Below are 19,266 nucleotides of genomic sequence, written 5' to 3'. Positions count from 1 at the left end.
CATGGAATCGTCCACCCAGCTTGTCATCCTCGCGGGTCTCGTCATCGGCCTGGTTTACGGCGCCGTCGGCCTGCTCAGCGGCTTCTGCCTGATGAGCAGCATGCGCGGCTGGCTGGCGAAGGGGGATGGGCGGCTGGTGCGCACCTACGCGTTGGCGATCGCGGTTGCGGTCGCAGCGAGCCAATTCCTCGCCGGCAACGGCATGGTCGATCTCGGCAAGTCGATCTACCTGCAACAGTCCTTTTCGGTGCCAGTGCTGTTTCTCGGCGGACTTCTGTTTGGATACGGCATGGTTCTGTCGAACGGCTGCGGTTCGCGCGCCCTGGTGCTGCTCGGTCGCGGCAATCTCCGCTCCTTCGTCGTGGTGGTCGTGCTCGCCATCGCCGCGCAGATGACGCTCAAGGGCCTGATCGCGCCAGCGCGCATCGCGCTTGTCCAGGCCTCGCAAACCACAGTCAACGTGAATTCGCTGCCGTCGCTGTTGGCGACGTTCGGTCCGGCTGAAGCGGTTTCGCGCGTGATGGCTGCTGCTGTCGTCGTCGTTGCGCTGATCCTGTTTGCTTTCGCGCACCCGGCGTTCCGGCGTTCCCCCGGCCAGATTGCGGCCGGTGTCATCGTCGGTCTCCTCGTCGCCGGCGGCTGGCTCGTCACTGGCTATCTCGGCGCGGACGATTTCAACCCCGTCCCAGTGACTTCGCTCACCTTCGTCGCGCCAATCGCGGACAGCCTGCAATATGCCATGCTCTCGACTGGTCTGACGCCGAATTTCGGCATTGCGACAGTTGCCGGCGTCTTCGCTGGCAGTATGGCCACCGCGCTTGCTACGGGCCGTTTCCACCTCGAAGGCTATTCCTCGCCACGCCACATGCTGCGATCGGCGGGTGGCGCCGCGCTGATGGGCATCGGCGGCGTGATGGCGTTCGGCTGTTCGATCGGGCAAGGGCTCACAGGCGTGTCGACGCTCGCGCTGGGCTCCTTCGTCGCCGTCGCCGGCATCCTGCTCGGCACGACGGCTGGCCTGCGCGGAAGCCTGCGTGTTCAGCCGCTGGCCGTAGCCTGACGGCGGAGCAACCGGTCGCCCAGCGTCGCGAGGCCGATGCCCATGACGATCAGCGCGGCTGCGATGACAAGGCTCATGTCGATGGGTTCACCCAGCAGGATCGCGGCGGTGGCGATACCGACGAGTGGCGTCCCGGTGGTGCCGAGTGACGTCGTCAGCGCTGAGATGCTCTTGTTGACCATCGACATCGCCCAATAGGCCAGCGCCGTCCCGATCAAGCCGGAATACAGGAACAGCAGCACGAGCCTCCACGACCATTCCGCGTGCGGCAGGCCGTGCGTGACGGCCGCCGATCCCGTCAGCACGACCGTCGCCACGAGCACCTGCCAGATCAAGAGCTGGAGCGGGGACGCGATCCAGCGATGCGCGCGGATATAGATGATGTTCGCGGCCCATGAAATCGCGGCCAGGATGATCATGCCTGCGCCGAGCACGACGTTGGTGTTGGTCCAGTCGATCGACGTGGGGTTCAGGATAACGGCAAGACCAATCAGCCCGAGCAGGGCGCCGGCAAGTTTTGGCGCAGTCAGCGTATCCTGCCCCAGCAGGGGCGCTGCGATCGCGACCCAGAGCGGCGTGGTGTAGCCGAGCACAATGGCCTTGCTCGCGGGCAGGAAGCGCACACCGGCCGCCACCAGGACAGAGAATATTGTCATGTGCAGCAGCGCAACACTCAGGACCACCGGAATGTCGCGCCGCTTGGGGATCACCAGATTGTTGCTGAGCCCCAGGATCACGAACAATGCTGCCAAAGCGATCCAGCTGCGGATCGCCGAGGTCCAGAGCGGCGGAAGGAATTGCACGAGTTGCTTCGTCACCGACCAGTTCACGCCCCAGGCCAGCACGACGATGAGGAATAGGCCGACGGCCGCGCGGGGCGAGAGGGAGTTCATCGCAAAATCCTTGAAGCAGTTCTATCCGGCGGATAGCATTCCGACTGGCACCTGAAAAAGTGCCAGATCGGAAAGGATCAAGGTGCCAGTTCCGGAAAGCATGATCTCCGCCCTGATCGACCTGAACCGGGCCGACGACGAGGGGCTGGTGGCTCAACTGACGAGCCAGCTCCGAAGCCTGATCGCGACCGGCCGTCTCGGCAAAGGCCGCACGCTGCCGTCGAGCCGCCGGCTTGCGAGCGATCTCGGCGTCTCGCGCAACACCGTCACCTATACGTTCGAGCAACTCGCCGCCGAGGGATATCTCGAGGCCTCGCACGGCCGCCGTCCGATGGTCACGGTCGAGGGCGGCGAGCGCATCGCAGAGGCGGGCGCCGTCGCATCTCGCGTACGCCCTGGCAAGCCGCGGCTTTCGCCTTGGGCTTCGAGCCTCACGCAGACCGACTGGCCGATGTCTTATCAGGCGCGACTAAGACCCTTGCGTCCCGGGCACGGCGATTTCCGGGAGTTTCCGAACGAGGTCTGGGCGCGCTGCCTGCGCCGCAGCGCCGTGCGCGCGGCCAAGCGCGAGCTTGGACCGGTCAACCGGACGCGCCTGCGCGAGGCGCTGGCGCATTATCTCGCGACCAGCAGGGGCGTGCGCGCGACGGCGGATCAGATCCTGATTCTGCCGAGCGCGCAGGCTGCGCTGACCTTGATTGCGGCCGCCGTCATCACGCCCGGTGACGACGTCTGGGTCGAGGATCCCGGCTATCCCGGTGCCGCGGCCGCCTTCCGCGCGTCCGGTGCGAACGTGATCGGGATGAGACTGGACGAGCAGGGCATGCAGCGGATTCCGGGACTGGCGGCCCCGACCTTGATCTTCATGACGCCATCGCACCAGCACCCGACCGGCCGCCTGATGTCGCTCTCGCGCCGCACGGAGTTTCTTGGCCTGAGCAGGCCCGGCAAGACCTGGATCGTAGAGGACGATTACGACGGCGAATTCCACTATGACAGCCGGCCGGTGCCGGCCTTGCAGGGACTCGATGCCCATGGCCGCGTGTTCTATGTCGGCACGTTTTCCAAGGCCATGACCTCAGACATCCGGCTCGGCTATCTCGTCGTTCCGCCGGCACTGGTCAACACTCTCGAGATCGTACAGCGGCACATCGGGCTGATCGCCCCGAGCCACGTCCAGGGGCGCGCTGGCCGAGTTCATTGCCGACGGGCATTTCCTGGCGCATCTGCGCCGGATGCGCCGGATCTATCACGCTCGTCGCGATCACCTCGTCGACGGACTCGAGCGTCATCTCGACGAGGTACTCTCTGCCGAAGTGCCCCCGGGCGGCCTTCAGCTCGTCGCGCGTCTCAAGCGCGGTCGCGCCGATCGGGCGGCCGTCAAGCGGCTGGTCGAAGCGGGCGTTGAAACGCGCGCCCTGTCCGGCTTGGCACTGGGCAGGCCGCGCGATCACGGCCTGCTGCTCGGCTTCGCGGCCTGGCGCGAGAGCGAGATCACCGCGGCGTTGCGGACGATGGCGTCCTGCTTCTAGCGCAAGCGCGCTAATCCACGGCCCTGGTCACGATCCGGATTTCCGAGGTCAACGTCCGGTGCACCGGGCATTTGTCGGCGATCTCCATCAATTTCTTGCGCTGCTCGGGATCGAGCGCGCCGTCCATCGCGATGTCGCGCTCGATTTGGTCGAGCATGCCGTCGCGCGTCTCGCATTCCGCGCAGTCTTTTGCATAGATCTTGGAATGCTTCAGCGAGACGGTGACACGATCGAGCGGCAGCGACTTGCGGTCGGCATAGAGGCGCATGGTCATCGAGGTGCAGGCCCCGAGGCCGGCGAGCAGAAGATCATAAGGACCAGGGCCGGCATCCTCGCCGCCGGCGGCGACCGGTTCATCCGCGATCAGGCGATGCGGACCGACAGAGATGACCTGGTTGAACTTGCTCTTGCGGGTCTCCTGCACCACGACCCGGCGCGGCGCCTCCGGGAGATCCATTGCCTTCGCGGGTTTGGCTGTGTCGATGTACCGGCTTGCCCAGGCCGCGATCATGTCGGCTGCGTAGAGCGCATCGGCCGGCTTGGTCAGCAGATGATCGGCATGATCGAGCGAGACGAAGCTCTTGGGATGCCTAGCGGAGACGAAGAGCTTGGTCGCATTGTCGATGCCGACGGTATCGTCAACTGGAGAATGCATTACCAACAGCGCCTTGTGCAGGCCGGTGACGTCCTTCATCAGCTCGTGCTCGGCGATATCGTCGAGGAATTCGCGCTTGATCCGGAACGGGCGTCCGGCAAGCGAGACTTCGACCTCACCTTGGGTGCGAATGTCGTCGAGATGCTCTTTGAACAGGCCGGTGACGTGGGCGGGATCGGATGGTGCCGCAATGGTCACAACCGCCTTGGCCTCCGGGATGCGTCCGGCCGCCGCGAGGATCGCGGCGCCGCCGAGGCTGTGACCGATCAGGATGGACGGCGCCTTGCGGACGCTACGCAGATGATCGGCGGCGCGCACGAGATCGGCCACGTTGGAGGAAAACGTCGAATTGGCGAAATCTCCTTCACTGGAGCCGAGCCCGGTGAAGTCGAAGCGCAGCACCGCGATGCCCTTGGCGGCGAGCGCGACCGAGATGCGTTTGGCGGCCAGAGTGTCCTTGCCGCAGGTGAAGCAATGCGCGAACAGCGCGAAGGCGGCAGGCTCGCCGTCCGGCAGTTCGAGCGCGGCCGAAAGCTGATGGCCGCCTTCGCCGGTGAATTGAAAGCGTTCCGTCGGCATGGGCATCCCCCCGTCCTTGCTTAAACCTAATCGCCCGAATAGCGCTGCTCGGCCCAGGGATCGCCGCGGTTATGGTAGCCGCGGACTTCCCAGAAGCCCGGCGCGTCCTCGGTCAGGAACTCGATGGCCTGGAGCCATTTGGCGCTCTTCCAGAAATACAGATGTGGCACCACCAGCCGCACCGGGCCGCCATGTTCGTCCGACAATGGCTCACCGGACCAGCTATGGGCGAGCAATGCATCCTCGGCGGCAAAGTCGTCCAGCGCGAGGTTGGTGGTGTAGCCGTCATGGGAATGCAGCACGACGAAGCGCGCGTCCTCGCGCGGCTGGCAGGCCGCGAGCAGCTCGCGTGTAGCGAGCCCCTCCCACTCATTGTCGTAGCGCGACCAGGTGGTGACGCAGTGGATGTCGGAGGTGAACCGCGCCTGTTTCTGGGCGGCGAACTCGGCAAAGGTCCAGAACACGGGGGTTTCGATTGCACCGTAGACGTCGAGCCGCCAGCGCTCGCGCGAAACCGGCGGCACGACGCCGAGATCGAGCACCGGCCAGTCTTTTGTCAGATGCTGGCCGGGCGGCAGGCGCTGATCTTCCGGGCGCGTGATCTTGCCGGTCAAAAAGCGGCCTTCGCGCGCCCATTTCTCCTTGGTGCGCGTCAGCTTGCTGTCGGGGCGCTCGTTGTCTTCGGCCATCGGCTACTCGTGTCGGTGCATCGCGGAGGCGTGCTTGGTGTCGCGCATGGTGGAATAGATGATCAGTGACAGGCAGATGATGCCGGCGAGATAGTAGTAGAACCACTCCTCATGCCCGATGCTCTTGAAATAGAGCGCGATCGCCGGCGCCGTGCCGCCGAACAGCGAGACGGTGATCGCATAGGGCAGGCCGACGCCGAGGGCGCGGACATTGGTCGGGAACAGCTCGGCCTTCACCACGGCGTTGATCGAGGTGTATCCGGCGACGAACAGCCAGGCGCAGCAGATCAGGATGAACGCGATGAAGGGCGACTTGGTCTCCTTCAGCGTCATCAGCAGGGGCACGGTTGCGAGCGTGCCGGCGACGCCGAAGAAGATCAGCAGCGGCTTGCGGCCGATCTTGTCGGAGATGGCGCCATAGATCGGCTGCAGGATGGTCGCGAAGATCAGCGTGCCGAAGATCACGAACGTGGTCTGGTCCTCGGTCAACCCCACCGAAAGCTTGACGAAGGTCTGCATATAGGTGGTGAAGGTGTAGAACGCCGCAGTGCCGCCCGCGGTCAGGCCGACCACCAGGAGCAACTCGCGGGGATAGCGCAGCAAATTGGTGAGCGAGCCGGTCGGCTTCACCACCTTTCTGGCTTCTTCGAAGGCCTCGGTCTCGTGCAAGCCGCGCCGCATCACCGCAGCAAAGATCGCGAGCGCCGCACCGATCGCAAACGGGATGCGCCAGCCCCAGGCTCTCAGTTCCTCCGGCGTGAGGAAGATCTTTTGCAGAAGCAGAAGGACGATGATCGCGGTGAGCTGGCCGCCGATCAGGGTGACGTATTGGAAGCTCGAATAGAAGCCGCGGTGCTTGGGGTCGGCGACCTCGCTGAGATAGGTGGCGCTGGCGCCGTATTCGCCGCCGAGACTCAAGCCTTCGATGACGCGGGCGAGTGCCAGGATCACCGGCGCGGCGAAGCCGATCGTGGCGTAGGTCGGCGTCAACGCGATGATCAGCGAGCCGAAGCACATGAAGACGACCGACAGCGTCAGCGAGATGCGCCGCCCGTAATGATCGGCGATATAGCCGAACAGCCAGCCGCCCAGGGGGCGCATCAGGAAGGTCGCCGCGAATACGACGGCGACATTCAATTGCTGCACGACGGGATCGTTGCCGGGAAAGAAGGCGGGAGCGAAATAGAGCGCAAACGCGGTGTAGGCGTAGAAGTCGTACCACTCGACGAGATTGCCGATCGAGCCGATGAAGATCGCCTTGATCCGGCGCTTGGCGTCGGCGACGTCAATGTGGTCGGAGGCCGGTTGGGTTAGTTGCTCAGTCACGTCCGGCCTCTCCGTATCGCTGTTTGGAGAGGTCTACATCGCCTTTCCGAGCAAAAATGGCAACTGGCGGGGGCCTCTGACGGTTCCCTGGGACCAGGTCACCGTGCCTGCCGGATCGAGGGCGAAGTCCGGAATCCGCTTCAGCCATTCCTCCAGCGCAACCTGCATCTCCATGCGCGCAAGGTTCGAGCCGACGCAGCGGTGGATGCCGAGGCCGAAGGCGGCATGGCGGTTCTCGCGGCGGTCAATCACGACCTTGTCAGCATCCGGAAACATTTTCGGGTCACGGTTGGCGGCCGGGAAGGACAGCAGAACCATGTTGCCTGCCTTGACCGGGCAGCCCGAAATCGTGGTCTCCTTGACCACTTCGCGCGCCATCGTCACCGGCGAATAGGCGCGCAGCAGCTCTTCCACCGCGGTCGGGATCAGCCCAGGCTCGGCAATCAGGCGCTCGCGGTCGGCGGGCGTCCGGGCGAGGTGCCAGAGCGAGGAGCCGATCGCGCTCCAGGTGGTGTCGATGCCGGCAATCAGGAGCAGGCGCAGCGAGCCCAGCACGTGCGAATCCTCGAGTGGATTGCCGTCCTTGTCCCTTGCATTCATCAGATAGGAAATGAGGTCGTCGGTCGGCTTGCTCTTGCGCGCCTCGATATGGCCGCTGAAATAGACGGTCATCTCCTGCACCGCCTGGAGCAGCGTGTTTTCGTCCTTGATGCCAAGTTCCAGGATCATGTGGATCCAGCGGATGAAGAGATCGCTGTCTGTCTCGGGGATGCCGAGCATGTGGGCGATCGCGCGAACCGGAATGTGCTTGGTGTAGCGCTCTGCCGCGTCCAGTCGGCCTTCAGTGATAAAACCGTCGATCAACTCGTTGCAGATCGCGCGTACCCGCGGCTCCAGCTTCTTCATCGCGTCCGGCGTGAACGGCGGCAGCAGCAATTGCTTGGCTGGCTTGTGCACCGGCGGATCGGACGTGATCGGCGGGGCGGAGTTTCTGCTGGTGATCTCCGGCCGAACGTCACGGACGATGATGCGACGCGAGGAGAAATGCTCGCTGTCGTTGGCGATCTCGCGCACCGCTTCATAGGTCGTCGGCAGGTAGCAGCCGAGGAAGCGCTCGGTATGCACGACCGGGCTTGCGGCGCGCAGCTCGTCCCAGATCGGGAAGGGATCTTCCGTCCATCGCGGATCGGTGTGGTCGAAATCATGGACCCAGTCGGTCACGGGCGGATGGGCAGTGGGCTGGCTGACGTCGGACATCTCGAAATTCCTTGGGGGCTCGTGGTCGCGGAAGGCACGCGGGCAGAAGCGGGGCGCGCTACTCCTCGATCACGTCGATCGCGATTTCCGGACAATTGGATTTGGCAAGCCAGGCCTTGTCTTCGAGGCCGGATGGGACGGTGCCGTCGCCGGCTTCGTGGGCGTTGCCGTATTCGTCCAGCTCGAACAGCTCCGGCGCAAGCGCCTTGCAGCGCGCGTGCCCTTGGCATTTGTCCGGATCGACGCGAACCCTCAGTCGCTCTGTCATGGCGGCTTCCTCGGTCGTATGCGCTCCGGCCTGAAGGCGGCGCGCGCTCCCATCTGAGTTCTTATTCAAGTTATAGGATATTACATTCGCGGCGGGCTTCCCCTGTCAAGCGCAAACTTATAGGCTCCGCGCAACATGCGTTCACAACTTTCCCGCAAGCCCGAGAATACCTACCACCATGGCGATCTCCGCGACGCCTTGATCAAGGCCGCGCTGCGCGAAGCCGAGCAAGGCGGGACGGAGGCGATCAGCATCAAGGCGCTGGCAAAGCAGCTCGGCGTCTCGCAGCCGGCGCCCTACCGGCATTTTGCCGATCGCGAGGCGCTGCTTGCGGCGGTGACGGCGGAGGCGTTTCGGCAGCTCAGCGGGATCTTGCGGGCGGCGATGGCAAGGCCGTCGAAGCGGTCGAAGCTGTCGCTGCTGGCGCAGGCAACGCTGGATTTCGGCTTACGTCGCAACGGTGTCTATCGCTTGATGTTCGCCTCGCGCACGGTGTCGTGTGCGGCGAAAGGCAGCGAGCTGCATGAAGCGACCCGCGAAACCTTTGCGCTCGTGATCGAGGCGCTGGAAGCTCCGGCAGTTGATTACTTGCGCGAGCGGCAGGCGCTCAAGATCTGGGCGGCGGTGCACGGCGTGGTGATGCTGGCTGAGCAGGGACTGTTCACCGGCGAGGCGGCCCATGCCACGCGCGAAGACCTGGTCGAGGACTTTGTCAGCGAAACCAAGGCGGCGCTTGCGGCGGCGATCAAGGGCGCGCGGCACCGGAAAAGGGCCGGCGCTTAAGCCTTTGCCGCCAACAGCTTCCTCAGCTTCTCGACGGCGCTGTCAGGCGTGGTCACGACGGGGCGGCCGGTAGCTTCTCCCACGACGGGCGCCGTTGCCGCGATGCTGAACTGCGCGAGCGCGATGACGTCGCAATCGCGCAAATCGCGTGAGGCTTCCACGATCAGCCGGTCATGCGTAGCGCGGTCGCCGCGGTCCAGCGCGGCAAGCGCGCCTTCGGCTAGTTTCGGCACGACCTGGACGGAGGAAGGAAACTCCGGCGGCATCGAGGCCAGCGTCGGCGCGAAGGTCGAGAGCAGGCCGATGCGCCGGCCCATCGTCACCGCCCGTTCGATCATGGCTTCGTTCGGCTTCAGCACCGGCATCGGCGCATGCGCGCGCGCGACCGCTTCGATGCAGGGACCGAACGCCGAGCAGGTGAACAGGATCGCATCCGCGTCCGTCGCCGCGGCGTAGCGACCGAGCGCAAGAAAGCGTTCGGTCATGGCATCATTGAGCTTGCCGTCACGCGCCAGATCCGACGACAGGCTGTCATCGAGCAGGTTCATCAGCCGCGCTTCCGGCCACGCCTTCGCGAACGCAGCTTCGATCGGAGCGATGGAATGCTTGAGGGCGTGGATGAGGGCGATGCGAGGAGACGTCGGCATTGAACGTTGCTACCTGGTAGGTCTCGTGCCCCGGACGCGGCGCAATGCGCAGTATTGCGCCGCAGAGCCGGGGCCCATTGTGGCCGCTGGGTCCCGGCTCTGCGCAGCAGCGTTGCACGCTGCCGCGCGTCCGGGACACGAGAGACGTTTACTTGAATGGCACCGCGTACATCAAACCGCCCTTGCTCCAGAGGCCGTTGAGGCCGCGCTCGAGCTTGAGCGGGCTCGCCTTGCCGACATTGCGCTCGTAGATCTCGCCGTAATTGCCGGTGGCCTTGATGGCCGTGACCAGCCATTTGTTGTCGAGCCCGAGCCGCGAGCCGAGATCGCCGGAGGCGCCGAGCAGGCGCTGGATCGCGGGCGTCTGCGACTTCGCCATCTCGTCGACATTACCTTGTGTGACGCCGAGCTCTTCGGCCTCGATCAAGCCGTAATGCAGCCAGGTGATGATGTCGCTCCAGACCTCGTCGCCATTGCGGGTGAAGGGGCCGAGCGGCTCCTTGCTGATGGTCTGCGGCAGCACGACGTAGTCGGCCGCGTTCGGCGCCGCGGTCGTCACGGCGCCGGCAAGCGCGGAAGCGTCCTGGGTCATGGCATCGCAACGGCCGCCGAAGAAGGTCTGGTACATGGTGTCGACGCGGTCGAACACCAGCGGCTTCCAGTCGATGCCATTGGCGCGGCCGTAATCGCCGAGCGTGACCTCATGCGTGGTGCCCTGCGCGACACAGACGGTGGCGCCCTTGAGATCCTTGATCTCCTTCACGCCGAGGTCCTTCTTCACGACAAAGCCCTGGCCGTCGTAGAAGTTGACCGGTCCCTGCCGCAGGCCGAGTGTCACGCCGCGCAGATAGGTCTGCGTCGAGTTGCGGTAGAGCACGTCGATCTCGCCGGACTGGAGCGCGGTGAAGCGGTTCTGCGCGGTCAGCGAGACGTAACGCACCTTGCTGGCGTCGCCGAGCACGCCGGCGGCGAGCGCGCGGCAATAATCGACGTCAAGACCCTTGTAATTGCCTTGCGAATCCGGCGCGGAGAAGCCGGCAAAACCGGCGCTGACGCCGCATATCAGCGTGCCGCGGCTCTTCACCGTGTCGAGCGTTGCCGCCGACGCGACCACCGTCGATGCCGCGAGCAAGCCGGCTACGATAACCACTTTCCTCATCATGCTATTCTCCCCTCACCGATTGACACGACGCAATACGTTGTCGACAGCCGTGCCGAGCTTGTCGACGATCAGATCGATCTCCTCCTCGGAGGTGATATAGGGTGGCGCCAGCAGCACGTGGTCGCCACGGACGCCGTCCACGGTGCCGCCGCCGGGATAGCAGCCGAGACCGTTGGCGAAGGCCTCCGCCTTGATCTTCTGGTTCAGCTTCAGCGCGGGATCGAACGAGGTCCGGCCGGCGCGATCGGCGACAAGCTCGATCGCCCAGAACAGGCCGCGGCCCCTGATGTCGCCGACATGGCGGTGATTGCCGAAGCGCTCGATGAGCCGCTGCTCGAGCTGCTTGCCGCGCTCCTTGACCCGGTCGAGCAGGCCGTCCTCGCGGATCACGTCCTGCACCGCGAGCGCGGCGGCGCAAGCGAGAGGGTGCGCCAGATAGGTGTGGCCGTGCAGGAAGGCGCCCGAACCTGAGCGGATTGTGTCGATGATCCTGCCGCTTGCCAGCATCGCGCCGATCGGCTGGTAGCCGCCGCCGAGACCCTTGGCGATCGCCTGGATGTCGGGCGCCACGCCTTCCTGCTCCCAGGCGTGCGTGGTGCCGGTGCGGCCCATGCCGCTCATGACCTCGTCGAGAATGAGCAGCGCGCCATGGCGGTCGCAGATCTCTCGCACGGCCTTGAAGTAGCCGTCCGGCGCCGTCACGGCACCTGCGGTGGCGCCGACGACGGGCTCTGCGAGAAACGCCGCGACCGTATTGGGACCGAGGCGCTGAAACTCGGCTTCGAGCTCGGCCGCGAGCCGGACAACGAATTGCGCATCGGATTCGCCATCGTGCTTCTCGTGATAGGCGAAGGCCGGCGTCACGTGGCTGAAGGCGTCGGAGAGCAGCGGCGCGTAGGGCGCCCGGCGCCAGGCATTGCCGCCCGCCGCGAGCGCGCCGAGCGTATTGCCGTGATAGCTCTGCCGCCGCGCGATGAAGTGCTGCCGCTGCGGTTCGCCGCGCTCGATGAAATATTGCCGCGCGAGCTTGATGCTGGCTTCAATCGCCTCCGACCCGCCGCTGACGAAATAGGCGTAGGCGAGGCCGCCGGGCTCGTGGCCGACCAGCCTCTCCGCCAGCGCCTCCGCCGGCTCGGACGAGAAGAAGGATGTGTGGGCATAAGCGAGGGTCGAAGCCTGCTTGGTGATCGCCGCGATCACGCGCGGATGCTGGTGGCCGAGACAGGAGACCGCAGCTCCGCCGGAGGCGTCGATGATGCGGCGCCCGTCCTCAGCGAAGAGATAGACGCCTTCGCCGCCGATCGCCTTGGGCGGCGTTTCGCGCAGCGAGCGATGCAGCACGCGGCTGGTGCGAGCGGCCATAGGTCAACCTTTCTCTGAAACGTAAGTTGAGGCCGCAGCCATCCGCGCCTCGGTATTTTCCAGGCGCTTCTTGGCGGCCGTGCCGCCGAGCGAAAACGTCACGGCGGCGAGCGATTGCGCGATCGCAATGGCGCCGGTGAGACTGGGGAAAAAGCCGGGAGAGGAGGCCGCCTCGAACAGCAGTACGTGGTCCGCGCCCTCGGCCATCGGCGCCGAAGGGCTATCGGCGATCGCGATCAGGGCCGCGCCGGCACGATACGCGGCCTGCGCGACGCGGACGCTCGCATGAGTGTACGGCATGAAACCGATGACGATGACGGCTTCGCCGGGCCGGAACGCGCCGAGGTCGAGATCGTCGGGGCCGGACGTACCGACGAGTTGCACCTGTTCAGGACGAAACAGCCGGAGCTCGTAGTTGAGCAGCTCCGCGACGCTGCGGCAGCTTCGGTAACCGGTGATCCAGATCCGTTTGGCGTCGTGGAGCGCGCGCGCCGCCTCCGCAATCGGTTGCGCCGGGATGCGCGGAAGTCCGGCGGCCTCGGCCTCGAGCTTTTCGGTGACGAGGGCGACATCGGCGTTCGGGCCGTGACGGCGGCTCCTGGCGCGGCCGGAGAAGGGCGCTATCTGCGAGGGCCGCCGCGCCTCCGTCAGTGCCGCGCGCAATTCGTCCCAGCCCGAATAGCCGATCGCCTTGGCAAGCCGCGTGAAGGCGGCGGGATCGGCGCCGGCAACGGCTGCGAGATCGCGCATCGAACGCGTGGTGGCGTCGTAATCGTTGGCCGCGACGAAACGCCCGACCTCCTGCAATCGCATCGGAAGCGATGGCAATGCAATGCGCAGTTCGCTCAGCGGCGAGGATTTGGCGGGCTCGGCCATGAAACATTTGTTGCACGAAGTAGAGTTTAGTGCAACAGTTGACGTACGCCGCCGGAAATCGCCGTCTTGAGAAGGATTTTTGTGCTGTGACGTCAGACGCTCCGAGACCGCCGCCGCGCCGCCGCTTCTTCGGCGCTTTCGGACGACGCGAGCTGAAGGGCCTGTTCTGGCAGGCCCTGGTGGTCGGGATCGCAGTCGCGATCATCGTCTTCCTCTGGTCCAACACGGTCACCAATCTCTCCGCGCGCCGCATCACGACCGGTTTTGCCTTCCTCGGCCGTGAGGCCGGCATGCCCATCGCCGACAGCCTGCTCACCTACAATCCGAGAGACTCATATCTCTGGGCCTTCGTCGTCGGCATCGCCAACACGCTGCGCGTCGCCGTGATCGGAATCGTGCTTGCAACCATCCTGGGCACGGTGATCGGCATCTCGCGGCTGTCGGCCAACTGGCTGCTGTCGCGGCTCGCCGCGGTGTATGTCGAAATGCTCCGCGACATCCCGCTGCTGCTCCAGCTCCTGTTCTGGTACGTGCTGATGCAGGCGCTGCCGGCCGCGCGCGCGGCATGGCGGCCGATCGAGGGCGTGTTCCTGTCCAATCGCGGATTGATCCTGCCGGCGATTCCGATCGGGATGCCGCAGCTTTGGGTGCTCGGCACGGCAGTGCTCGGGCTTGTCGTGTTCTATGTCATCCAGCGGCGGCTCATCGCGCAGCAAATGCGCGACGGCAAGCCGCGGCCGGCCTGGCCGTTTGGACTCGGGTTGCTCGTTGGGCTGCCTGCGGCGGTGTCCGTGCTGCTCGGCGTATCCTGGACGATCGAATGGCCGGAGTTGCGCGGCTTCAACTTCGTCGGCGGGCTGACGCTCGCGCCGGAATATTTCGCGCTGCTGATCGCGCTCGTCACCTACACCTCGGCCTTCATCGCCGAGATCGTGCGCAGCGGCATCCAGTCGGTGCCGCGCGGCCAGTGGGATGCCGCCAATGCGCTCGGACTGCGCCGCAGCTTCATGCTGCGGCAGATCATCCTGCCACAGGCGCTACGCGTGATCGTGCCACCGATGACGAGCCAGTACCTCAACCTGACCAAGAACTCTTCGCTCGCGGTCGCGATCGGTTATCAGGACGTGGTCTCGATCGCCAACACGACGCTGAACCAAACCGGTCAGGCGATCGAGGCCATTGCCTTGATCATGGCGGTGTTTCTGACCATCAGCCTCGGCATCAGCTTTTTCATGAACTGGTACAATTCGCGCATCGCGCTGGTGGAGCGCTGACCATGACGGCGATCGCCGACATTCCGGAAGTACCGCGCGCCGCCCGCCGCCCGCAGATCGGCAATCCGGTGCTACGCTGGCTGCGCACCAATTTGTTCTCGTCGATCCCGAACGGCATCCTTTCGGTCGTGTTGCTGGCAGTGCTCGCAAAGGGCCTTTTCAGCTTCGTGCAATGGGGCATCGCCAATGCGGTCTGGCTCACCCCGGCGAACGATTCCAGCGCATGCCGCGCGGTACGCGGCGTCGGTGCATGCTGGGCGATCATCCCGGAAAAATACCGCTTCATCCTGTTCGGCACCTATCCGTTCGACGAGCAGTGGCGGCCGGCGCTGGCGGTGCTGCTGTTCATCGCCCTGTTCTATCTCTCCAGCCGCCGCGCCTTATGGCGGCGCGAACTGGCTTATCTCTGGATCGGAGCGCTCGCGCTGATCAGCGTGCTGATGTGGGGCGGCATACTCGGCCTGTCGTTCGTCTCGCAAGACCGCTGGGGCGGTTTGCCCGTGACGCTGATCCTGGCGACCTTTGGTCTGGCTTTCGGCTTCCCGCTCGGCATCCTGGTCGCGCTTGGCCGGCGCTCAAAACTGCCGGCGATCCGCTCGCTCAGCGTGCTTTATGTTGAGCTGATCCGCGGCGTGCCGCTGGTCAGTCTGCTGTTCATGGCGAGCGTAATGTTTCCGCTGTTCATGCCGAACGGATTCAACATCGACAAGCTCCTGCGCGCGCAGGTCGCGATCATCCTGTTCGCGGGTGCCTATCTTGCCGAAGTCATTCGCGGCGGCCTCCAGGCCGTGCCCCGCGGGCAATACGAGGCCGCCGACGCGCTCGGCCTGTCCTACTGGCGCAAGAACCGGCTGATCGTCCTGCCGCAGGCGATCCGCCACGTCATCCCGCCGCTGGTCAACACCTTCATCGCCTTCTTCAAGGACACCAGCCTCGTCCTGATCATCGGTATCTTCGACTTGCTGACGACGGCCAAGACCGCGATCATCGATCCGGCGTGGCAGCAATTCTCCGTCGAAGTCTACATCTTCGTTGCCGCGATCTATTTTGTCTTCTGCTTCGCGATGTCGCGGTATAGCCGCAGCCTGGAGGCGACGAGCGGAAGGTGATTATCTCTCTTATCCCGGCGCTGCAGCACACCGCTGAAGAAGCGCTGCGCCGCGTCCGGGACACGAGAGGCTAGTTCTTCACCCGCGGATCAATCGGCGTCGTGCCGCGCACGCCCAAAATATCCTCCAGCACCTTAGCGCCGGCGATCACATGCGCATCGGCGCGCGGAGCCCCGACGACCTGCAGGCCGACCGGAAGTCCCGATGCGGTGAAGCCGCACGGCAGCGACAGCGCGGGACAGCAGGCGAGCGTGATGGCGTAGACAATGCCGAGCCACTCGACGTAGTTGTCGAACTTCTTCCCGGCGCATTCGGCGACATAGCGGTGCTCGATCGGAAAGGGCGGCACGATCGTGGTCGGTACCAGCAGCAGATCGTAGCTCTTGAAGAACTCGACCGCACGCGCGGTCATGCCGACGCGCTGCGCCTCGGCGCGTTCGAGTTGCTCGATCGTGAGCTTGAGGCCTTCCTCGATGTTCCAGATCACCTCGGGCTTGAGCTGGTCGCGCTTGGTGCGCAACAGATTGGCCTTGCTGATCGCGAAATCGAAGGCGCGCAATGCGTGGAAGCATTCGTGCGCCTCGCGCCAGTCCGGGTGCGCCTCCTCGACGATGGCGCCGGCTTCGGCGAAGCGTTCAGCCGCCTTGCGTGTGATCGCTTTGACTTCGGGATCGACCGGCGTGATGCCGAGATCGGGCGAGTAGGCGATGCGCTTCGGTTTCTTGCCTGATTGTGCCGTTGACAGGAATGAGGTCGCAGGCGCGGGAAGCGACAATGGATCGGCTGCATAGTCGCCACTCATGGCATCGAGTAGCAGCGCGAGATCCTCGACGTTGCGTGCCATCGGACCGACGACGCCGAGGTTACGATCGACGGCTGATTTTGGAGTATGCGCGACCCGGCCGATGCTCGGGCGCATGCCCACGACGCCGCAGAAAGCTGCCGGACTGCGCAGACTGCCGCCCATGTCGGAGCCTTGCGCGAGCCAGGCCATACCGGTGGCGAGCGCAACGGCCGCGCCGCCTGACGAGCCGGCTGCCGACTTGGACGTATCCCAGGGATTGAGCGTTGCGCCGAACACCTCGTTGAAGGTGTTGGCGCCCGCACCGAATTCGGGCGTGTTGGATTTGGCGTAGACGACCGCGCCGTTGGCCTCGAGATTTTCGACCAGGATGTCGGACGTCGCCGGGATGTTGTCCTTGAAGATCGGCGAGCCCTGGGTGTTCAGCACGCCAGCAACATCGGTCAGGTCCTTGATCGGCACCGGCAGGCCTGCGAGCAGCCCGCGCGCACCGGCCGGCTTCCGCATCAGCGCCTTTGCGTTATCCCGCGCGCGATCGAAGCACAGCGTCGGCAGCGCGTTGACCTTGCCATCGACTTCACCGATGCGCTTCTCCAGCACATCCAAGAGCTCCAGCGGCGAGACGTCGCCGGACCGCAGCTTGTCGACGACGGCGCAAGCGGTTTCGCGGATCAGGTCTTGAGACAACTATTTTACTCCTGTGCTTGTTCTAGGCTCCGTCATTGCGAGGAGCGAAGCGACGAAGCAATCCAGACTGTTGCCGCAGATACAGTTCTGGATTGCATCGCTTCGCTCGCAATGGCGAGGATAGAGTTAACCCCATCCTGCGCTGATTCCGCCATCCACCGTATAGATCACCCCTGACGTATAGCCGGCGCGATCCGACGCCAGGAACGCCATGAGGTCGCCGATCTCGCGCGCATGCGCAGGCCTGCCTAAAGGCAAGCTCTTCTGGAACTCCCTGTAGCGGCTTTCGTCGCCGAACTGGTGCTTTGCCCGGGTCTTCAGCAAGGTGACGTGACGGTCGGTGCCCACAGGGCCGGGATTGATGCCGACCACGCGGATGTTGTCGCCGAGGCTCTTGCCCCCGAGCGCGCGGGTGAAGGCCATCAGCGCGGCATTGCCGGCGCTGCCGCAAATGTAGTTGGCGTCGAATTTCTCGCCGGCCGCGCCGATATCGTTGACGATCACGCCGCCGCCCTTCGCCTTCATCTGCCCATAGATCATGCGCGTGAGGTTGATGTAGCCGAACACTTTCAATTCCCAGGCGTGGCGCCAGGTCGCCTCGTCGATCTTGTCGATGGAGCCGCCGGGAATGTCGCCGGCATTATTGACGAGGACGTCGATGTCGACGGCTTCCTTGGCGAGCCGCGTCAAATCCTCGTTCTTGCGCAAATCGACGATGCTCGTGGCGGCATCGATCTGGTGCGCCGAGCGCAAGTGCTCGGCCAGAGCCTTGAGCTGATCGCCGTTGCGGGCGGCGAGGAGGAGATGGCAGCCTTCCTCGGCAAAGGCCTCGGCGGCAGCTGCGCCGATGCCCTTGGACGCGCCCGTGATCAGGACGCGCTTGCCACGCAGATGCAGATCCATGGGAGTTACTCGCAGGAGAGGAACGGGAATAAATCAGTAGGCGGTCGGCCGCGCCATGGTCAACATTGCAGTGCAGCGTTGCACTGCCGCCGCGTTTGGTCCATTGCAGTGCGGTCAAAAAGGCGGCGGCTGCCGGAGCAATCAAGGACGTTCTCGATGAGCAAGAAACAATACCGGATCGCGGTCATTCCCGGCGACGGCATCGGCAAGGAAGTGATGCCCGAGGGTCTGCGCGTTCTGGAGACCGCGGCGAAGAAGCACGGGGTGTCGCTTCATTTCGATCATTTCGACTTCTCGTCCTGGGACTATTACGAGAAGCACGGCCAGATGATGCCGGACGATTGGAAGGATAAGATCGGCAAGCACGATGCCATCTATTTCGGCGCGGTCGGCTGGCCGGCCAAGATTCCGGATCACGTCTCGCTTTGGGGTTCGCTGATCAAGTTCCGCCGCGAGTTCGATCAGTATGTGAATCTGCGCCCGGTGCGGCTGATGCCGGGCGTGCCGTCGCCGCTGGCCAACCGCAAGCCCGGCGACATCGATTTCTGGGTGGTGCGCGAGAACACCGAAGGCGAATATTCCTCCGTCGGCGGCCGCATGTTCCCGGAGACCGACCGTGAGTTCGTGACGCAGCAGACGGTGATGACCCGCATCGGCGTCGATCGCATCCTGAAGTTCGCGTTCGAACTCGCGCAGTCGCGGCCGAAGAAGCACCTGACCTCGGCGACCAAGTCGAACGGCATCTCCATCACCATGCCCTATTGGGACGAGCGCGTGGAGGCGATGGCGAAGAAGTATCCAAATGTGAAGTGGGACAAGTACCACATCGACATCCTGACCGCGAACTTCGTGCTGCACCCGGATTGGTTCGACGTCGTGGTCGGCTCCAACTTGTTCGGCGACATCCTGTCCGACCTCGGCCCGGCCTGCACCGGCACCATCGGCATCGCGCCGTCGGGCAACATCAACCCCCAGGGCAATTTCCCGTCGGTGTTCGAGCCGGTGCACGGCTCGGCGCCCGACATCGCGGGGCAGGGCATCGCCAATCCGATCGGCGCAATCTGGTCCGGCGCGATGATGCTCGAACATCTCGGCGAGAAGGAAGCCGGCAAGTCGATCGTCGATGCGATCGAGCGTACGCTGGCGGAGCGCACGCTGCGCACCAAGGATCTCGGCGGCAACGCCGACACCACGGCTTGCGGCAAGGCGGTTGCGGATATGGTGGATTAGAGGACTGCTTTCCCTCCCCCCTTGTGGGGGAGGGTGGCTTCGATGCGAAGCATCGAAGACGGGTGAGGGGTTGTCTCCGCGGAGACAGACCTCTCAATTGTGCATTTCTCTTCGTGGACAGAGACCCCTCATCCGGCGCTTCGCGCCACCTTCTCCCACAAGGGGAGAAGGG

17 protein-coding genes and 1 pseudogene are annotated in these 19,266 nt (G+C 64.7%); 6 read left to right on the top strand and 12 right to left on the bottom strand.

From position 1 onward, the window contains the following. Position 1 precedes the first annotated feature (1 nt). A complete protein-coding gene (locus AC0L20_RS13390) occupies positions 2 to 1,060 on the top strand; it encodes a YeeE/YedE family protein (protein WP_473288902.1) in 1,059 nt (352 codons plus the stop codon). On the opposite strand, the gene AC0L20_RS13385 is transcribed toward AC0L20_RS13390, so the two are convergent. Continuing rightward, a complete protein-coding gene (locus tag AC0L20_RS13385) occupies positions 1,039 to 1,953 on the bottom strand; it encodes a DMT family transporter (RefSeq protein ID WP_473288901.1) in 915 nt (304 codons plus the stop codon). The genes AC0L20_RS13390 and AC0L20_RS13385 overlap by 22 nt on opposite strands. 100 nt (positions 1,954 to 2,053) lie before the next feature. Here AC0L20_RS13385 and pdxR point away from each other — a divergent pair. Next, positions 2,054 to 3,485 (top strand): annotated as a pseudogene (pdxR, locus tag AC0L20_RS13380) (MocR-like pyridoxine biosynthesis transcription factor PdxR). Positions 3,486 to 3,495: 10 nt separating this feature from the next. Here pdxR and AC0L20_RS13375 read toward each other — a convergent pair. From AC0L20_RS13375 to AC0L20_RS13355, 5 genes are read right to left on the bottom strand one after another with little or no spacing between them, the layout of a single operon-like run. After that, on the bottom strand, positions 3,496 to 4,719 hold the full coding sequence (locus AC0L20_RS13375) for a bifunctional alpha/beta hydrolase/OsmC family protein (RefSeq protein ID WP_473288900.1): 1,224 nt from the start codon (positions 4,717 to 4,719) through the stop codon (positions 3,496 to 3,498). Between the two features lie 26 nt (positions 4,720 to 4,745). Further along, positions 4,746 to 5,408, bottom strand: a complete 663-nt coding sequence (locus AC0L20_RS13370; RefSeq protein ID WP_473288899.1) for a sulfite oxidase-like oxidoreductase — start codon at positions 5,406 to 5,408, stop codon at positions 4,746 to 4,748. A 3-nt stretch (positions 5,409 to 5,411) separates the two neighbouring features. Further along, positions 5,412 to 6,734: an MFS transporter gene (locus tag AC0L20_RS13365; RefSeq protein ID WP_473288898.1), complete on the bottom strand. Its 1,323-nt coding sequence runs from the start codon at positions 6,732 to 6,734 to the stop codon at positions 5,412 to 5,414. A gap of 33 nt (positions 6,735 to 6,767) precedes the next feature. Beyond that, the gene (locus tag AC0L20_RS13360; RefSeq protein WP_473288897.1) at positions 6,768 to 7,991 is read right to left on the bottom strand and encodes a cytochrome P450; all 1,224 of its coding nucleotides are present in this window, start codon (positions 7,989 to 7,991) and stop codon (positions 6,768 to 6,770) included. 58 nt (positions 7,992 to 8,049) lie between these two features. Then, the gene (locus AC0L20_RS13355) at positions 8,050 to 8,259 is read right to left on the bottom strand and encodes a ferredoxin (protein ID WP_027516766.1); all 210 of its coding nucleotides are present in this window, start codon (positions 8,257 to 8,259) and stop codon (positions 8,050 to 8,052) included. A 135-nt stretch (positions 8,260 to 8,394) separates the two neighbouring features. Here AC0L20_RS13355 and AC0L20_RS13350 point away from each other — a divergent pair, with 135 nt between their 5' ends. Further along, complete coding sequence (locus AC0L20_RS13350; protein WP_473288896.1) at positions 8,395 to 9,042, top strand: TetR/AcrR family transcriptional regulator; 648 nt, start codon at positions 8,395 to 8,397, stop codon at positions 9,040 to 9,042. On the opposite strand, the gene AC0L20_RS13345 is transcribed toward AC0L20_RS13350, so the two are convergent. From AC0L20_RS13345 to AC0L20_RS13330, 4 genes are all read right to left on the bottom strand, one after another. Continuing rightward, a complete protein-coding gene (locus tag AC0L20_RS13345) occupies positions 9,039 to 9,689 on the bottom strand; it encodes an aspartate/glutamate racemase family protein (RefSeq protein ID WP_473288895.1) in 651 nt (216 codons plus the stop codon). The two genes, AC0L20_RS13350 and AC0L20_RS13345, sit on opposite strands and share 4 nt — an antisense overlap. Before the next feature lie 148 nt (positions 9,690 to 9,837). Then, positions 9,838 to 10,851, bottom strand: a complete 1,014-nt coding sequence (locus tag AC0L20_RS13340; RefSeq protein WP_473288894.1) for an amino acid ABC transporter substrate-binding protein — start codon at positions 10,849 to 10,851, stop codon at positions 9,838 to 9,840. A 12-nt stretch (positions 10,852 to 10,863) separates the two neighbouring features. Then, positions 10,864 to 12,213: an aspartate aminotransferase family protein gene (locus tag AC0L20_RS13335; protein ID WP_473288893.1), complete on the bottom strand. Its 1,350-nt coding sequence runs from the start codon at positions 12,211 to 12,213 to the stop codon at positions 10,864 to 10,866. A 3-nt stretch (positions 12,214 to 12,216) separates the two neighbouring features. Beyond that, positions 12,217 to 13,089 (bottom strand): MurR/RpiR family transcriptional regulator, encoded by an 873-nt coding sequence (locus tag AC0L20_RS13330; protein WP_473288892.1) that lies wholly within the window; start codon positions 13,087 to 13,089, stop codon positions 12,217 to 12,219. An 86-nt stretch (positions 13,090 to 13,175) separates the two neighbouring features. Here AC0L20_RS13330 and AC0L20_RS13325 point away from each other — a divergent pair, with 86 nt between their 5' ends. Next, positions 13,176 to 14,363 carry an amino acid ABC transporter permease gene (locus tag AC0L20_RS13325; protein ID WP_473288891.1) on the top strand — a complete coding sequence of 396 codons (1,188 nt, stop codon included), beginning with the start codon at positions 13,176 to 13,178 and terminating at the stop codon, positions 14,361 to 14,363. Positions 14,364 to 14,365: 2 nt separating this feature from the next. Further along, on the top strand, positions 14,366 to 15,472 hold the full coding sequence (locus tag AC0L20_RS13320; protein WP_473288890.1) for an amino acid ABC transporter permease: 1,107 nt from the start codon (positions 14,366 to 14,368) through the stop codon (positions 15,470 to 15,472). A 70-nt stretch (positions 15,473 to 15,542) separates the two neighbouring features. Here the strand turns inward: AC0L20_RS13320 and AC0L20_RS13315 are convergent, their stop codons facing one another. Further along, complete coding sequence (locus tag AC0L20_RS13315; RefSeq protein ID WP_473288889.1) at positions 15,543 to 16,961, bottom strand: amidase; 1,419 nt, start codon at positions 16,959 to 16,961, stop codon at positions 15,543 to 15,545. A gap of 126 nt (positions 16,962 to 17,087) precedes the next feature. Further along, positions 17,088 to 17,864: an SDR family oxidoreductase gene (locus AC0L20_RS13310; protein WP_473288888.1), complete on the bottom strand. Its 777-nt coding sequence runs from the start codon at positions 17,862 to 17,864 to the stop codon at positions 17,088 to 17,090. Positions 17,865 to 18,020: 156 nt separating this feature from the next. Here AC0L20_RS13310 and AC0L20_RS13305 point away from each other — a divergent pair, with 156 nt between their 5' ends. Further along, positions 18,021 to 19,094, top strand: a complete 1,074-nt coding sequence (locus AC0L20_RS13305; RefSeq protein ID WP_473288887.1) for a tartrate dehydrogenase — start codon at positions 18,021 to 18,023, stop codon at positions 19,092 to 19,094. The last annotated feature ends 172 nt before the right edge of the window (positions 19,095 to 19,266 follow it).

The organism is Bradyrhizobium sp. Kon58 (genome assembly GCF_055807455.1).
This window is presented reverse-complemented; position numbering and strand designations above follow the sequence as displayed.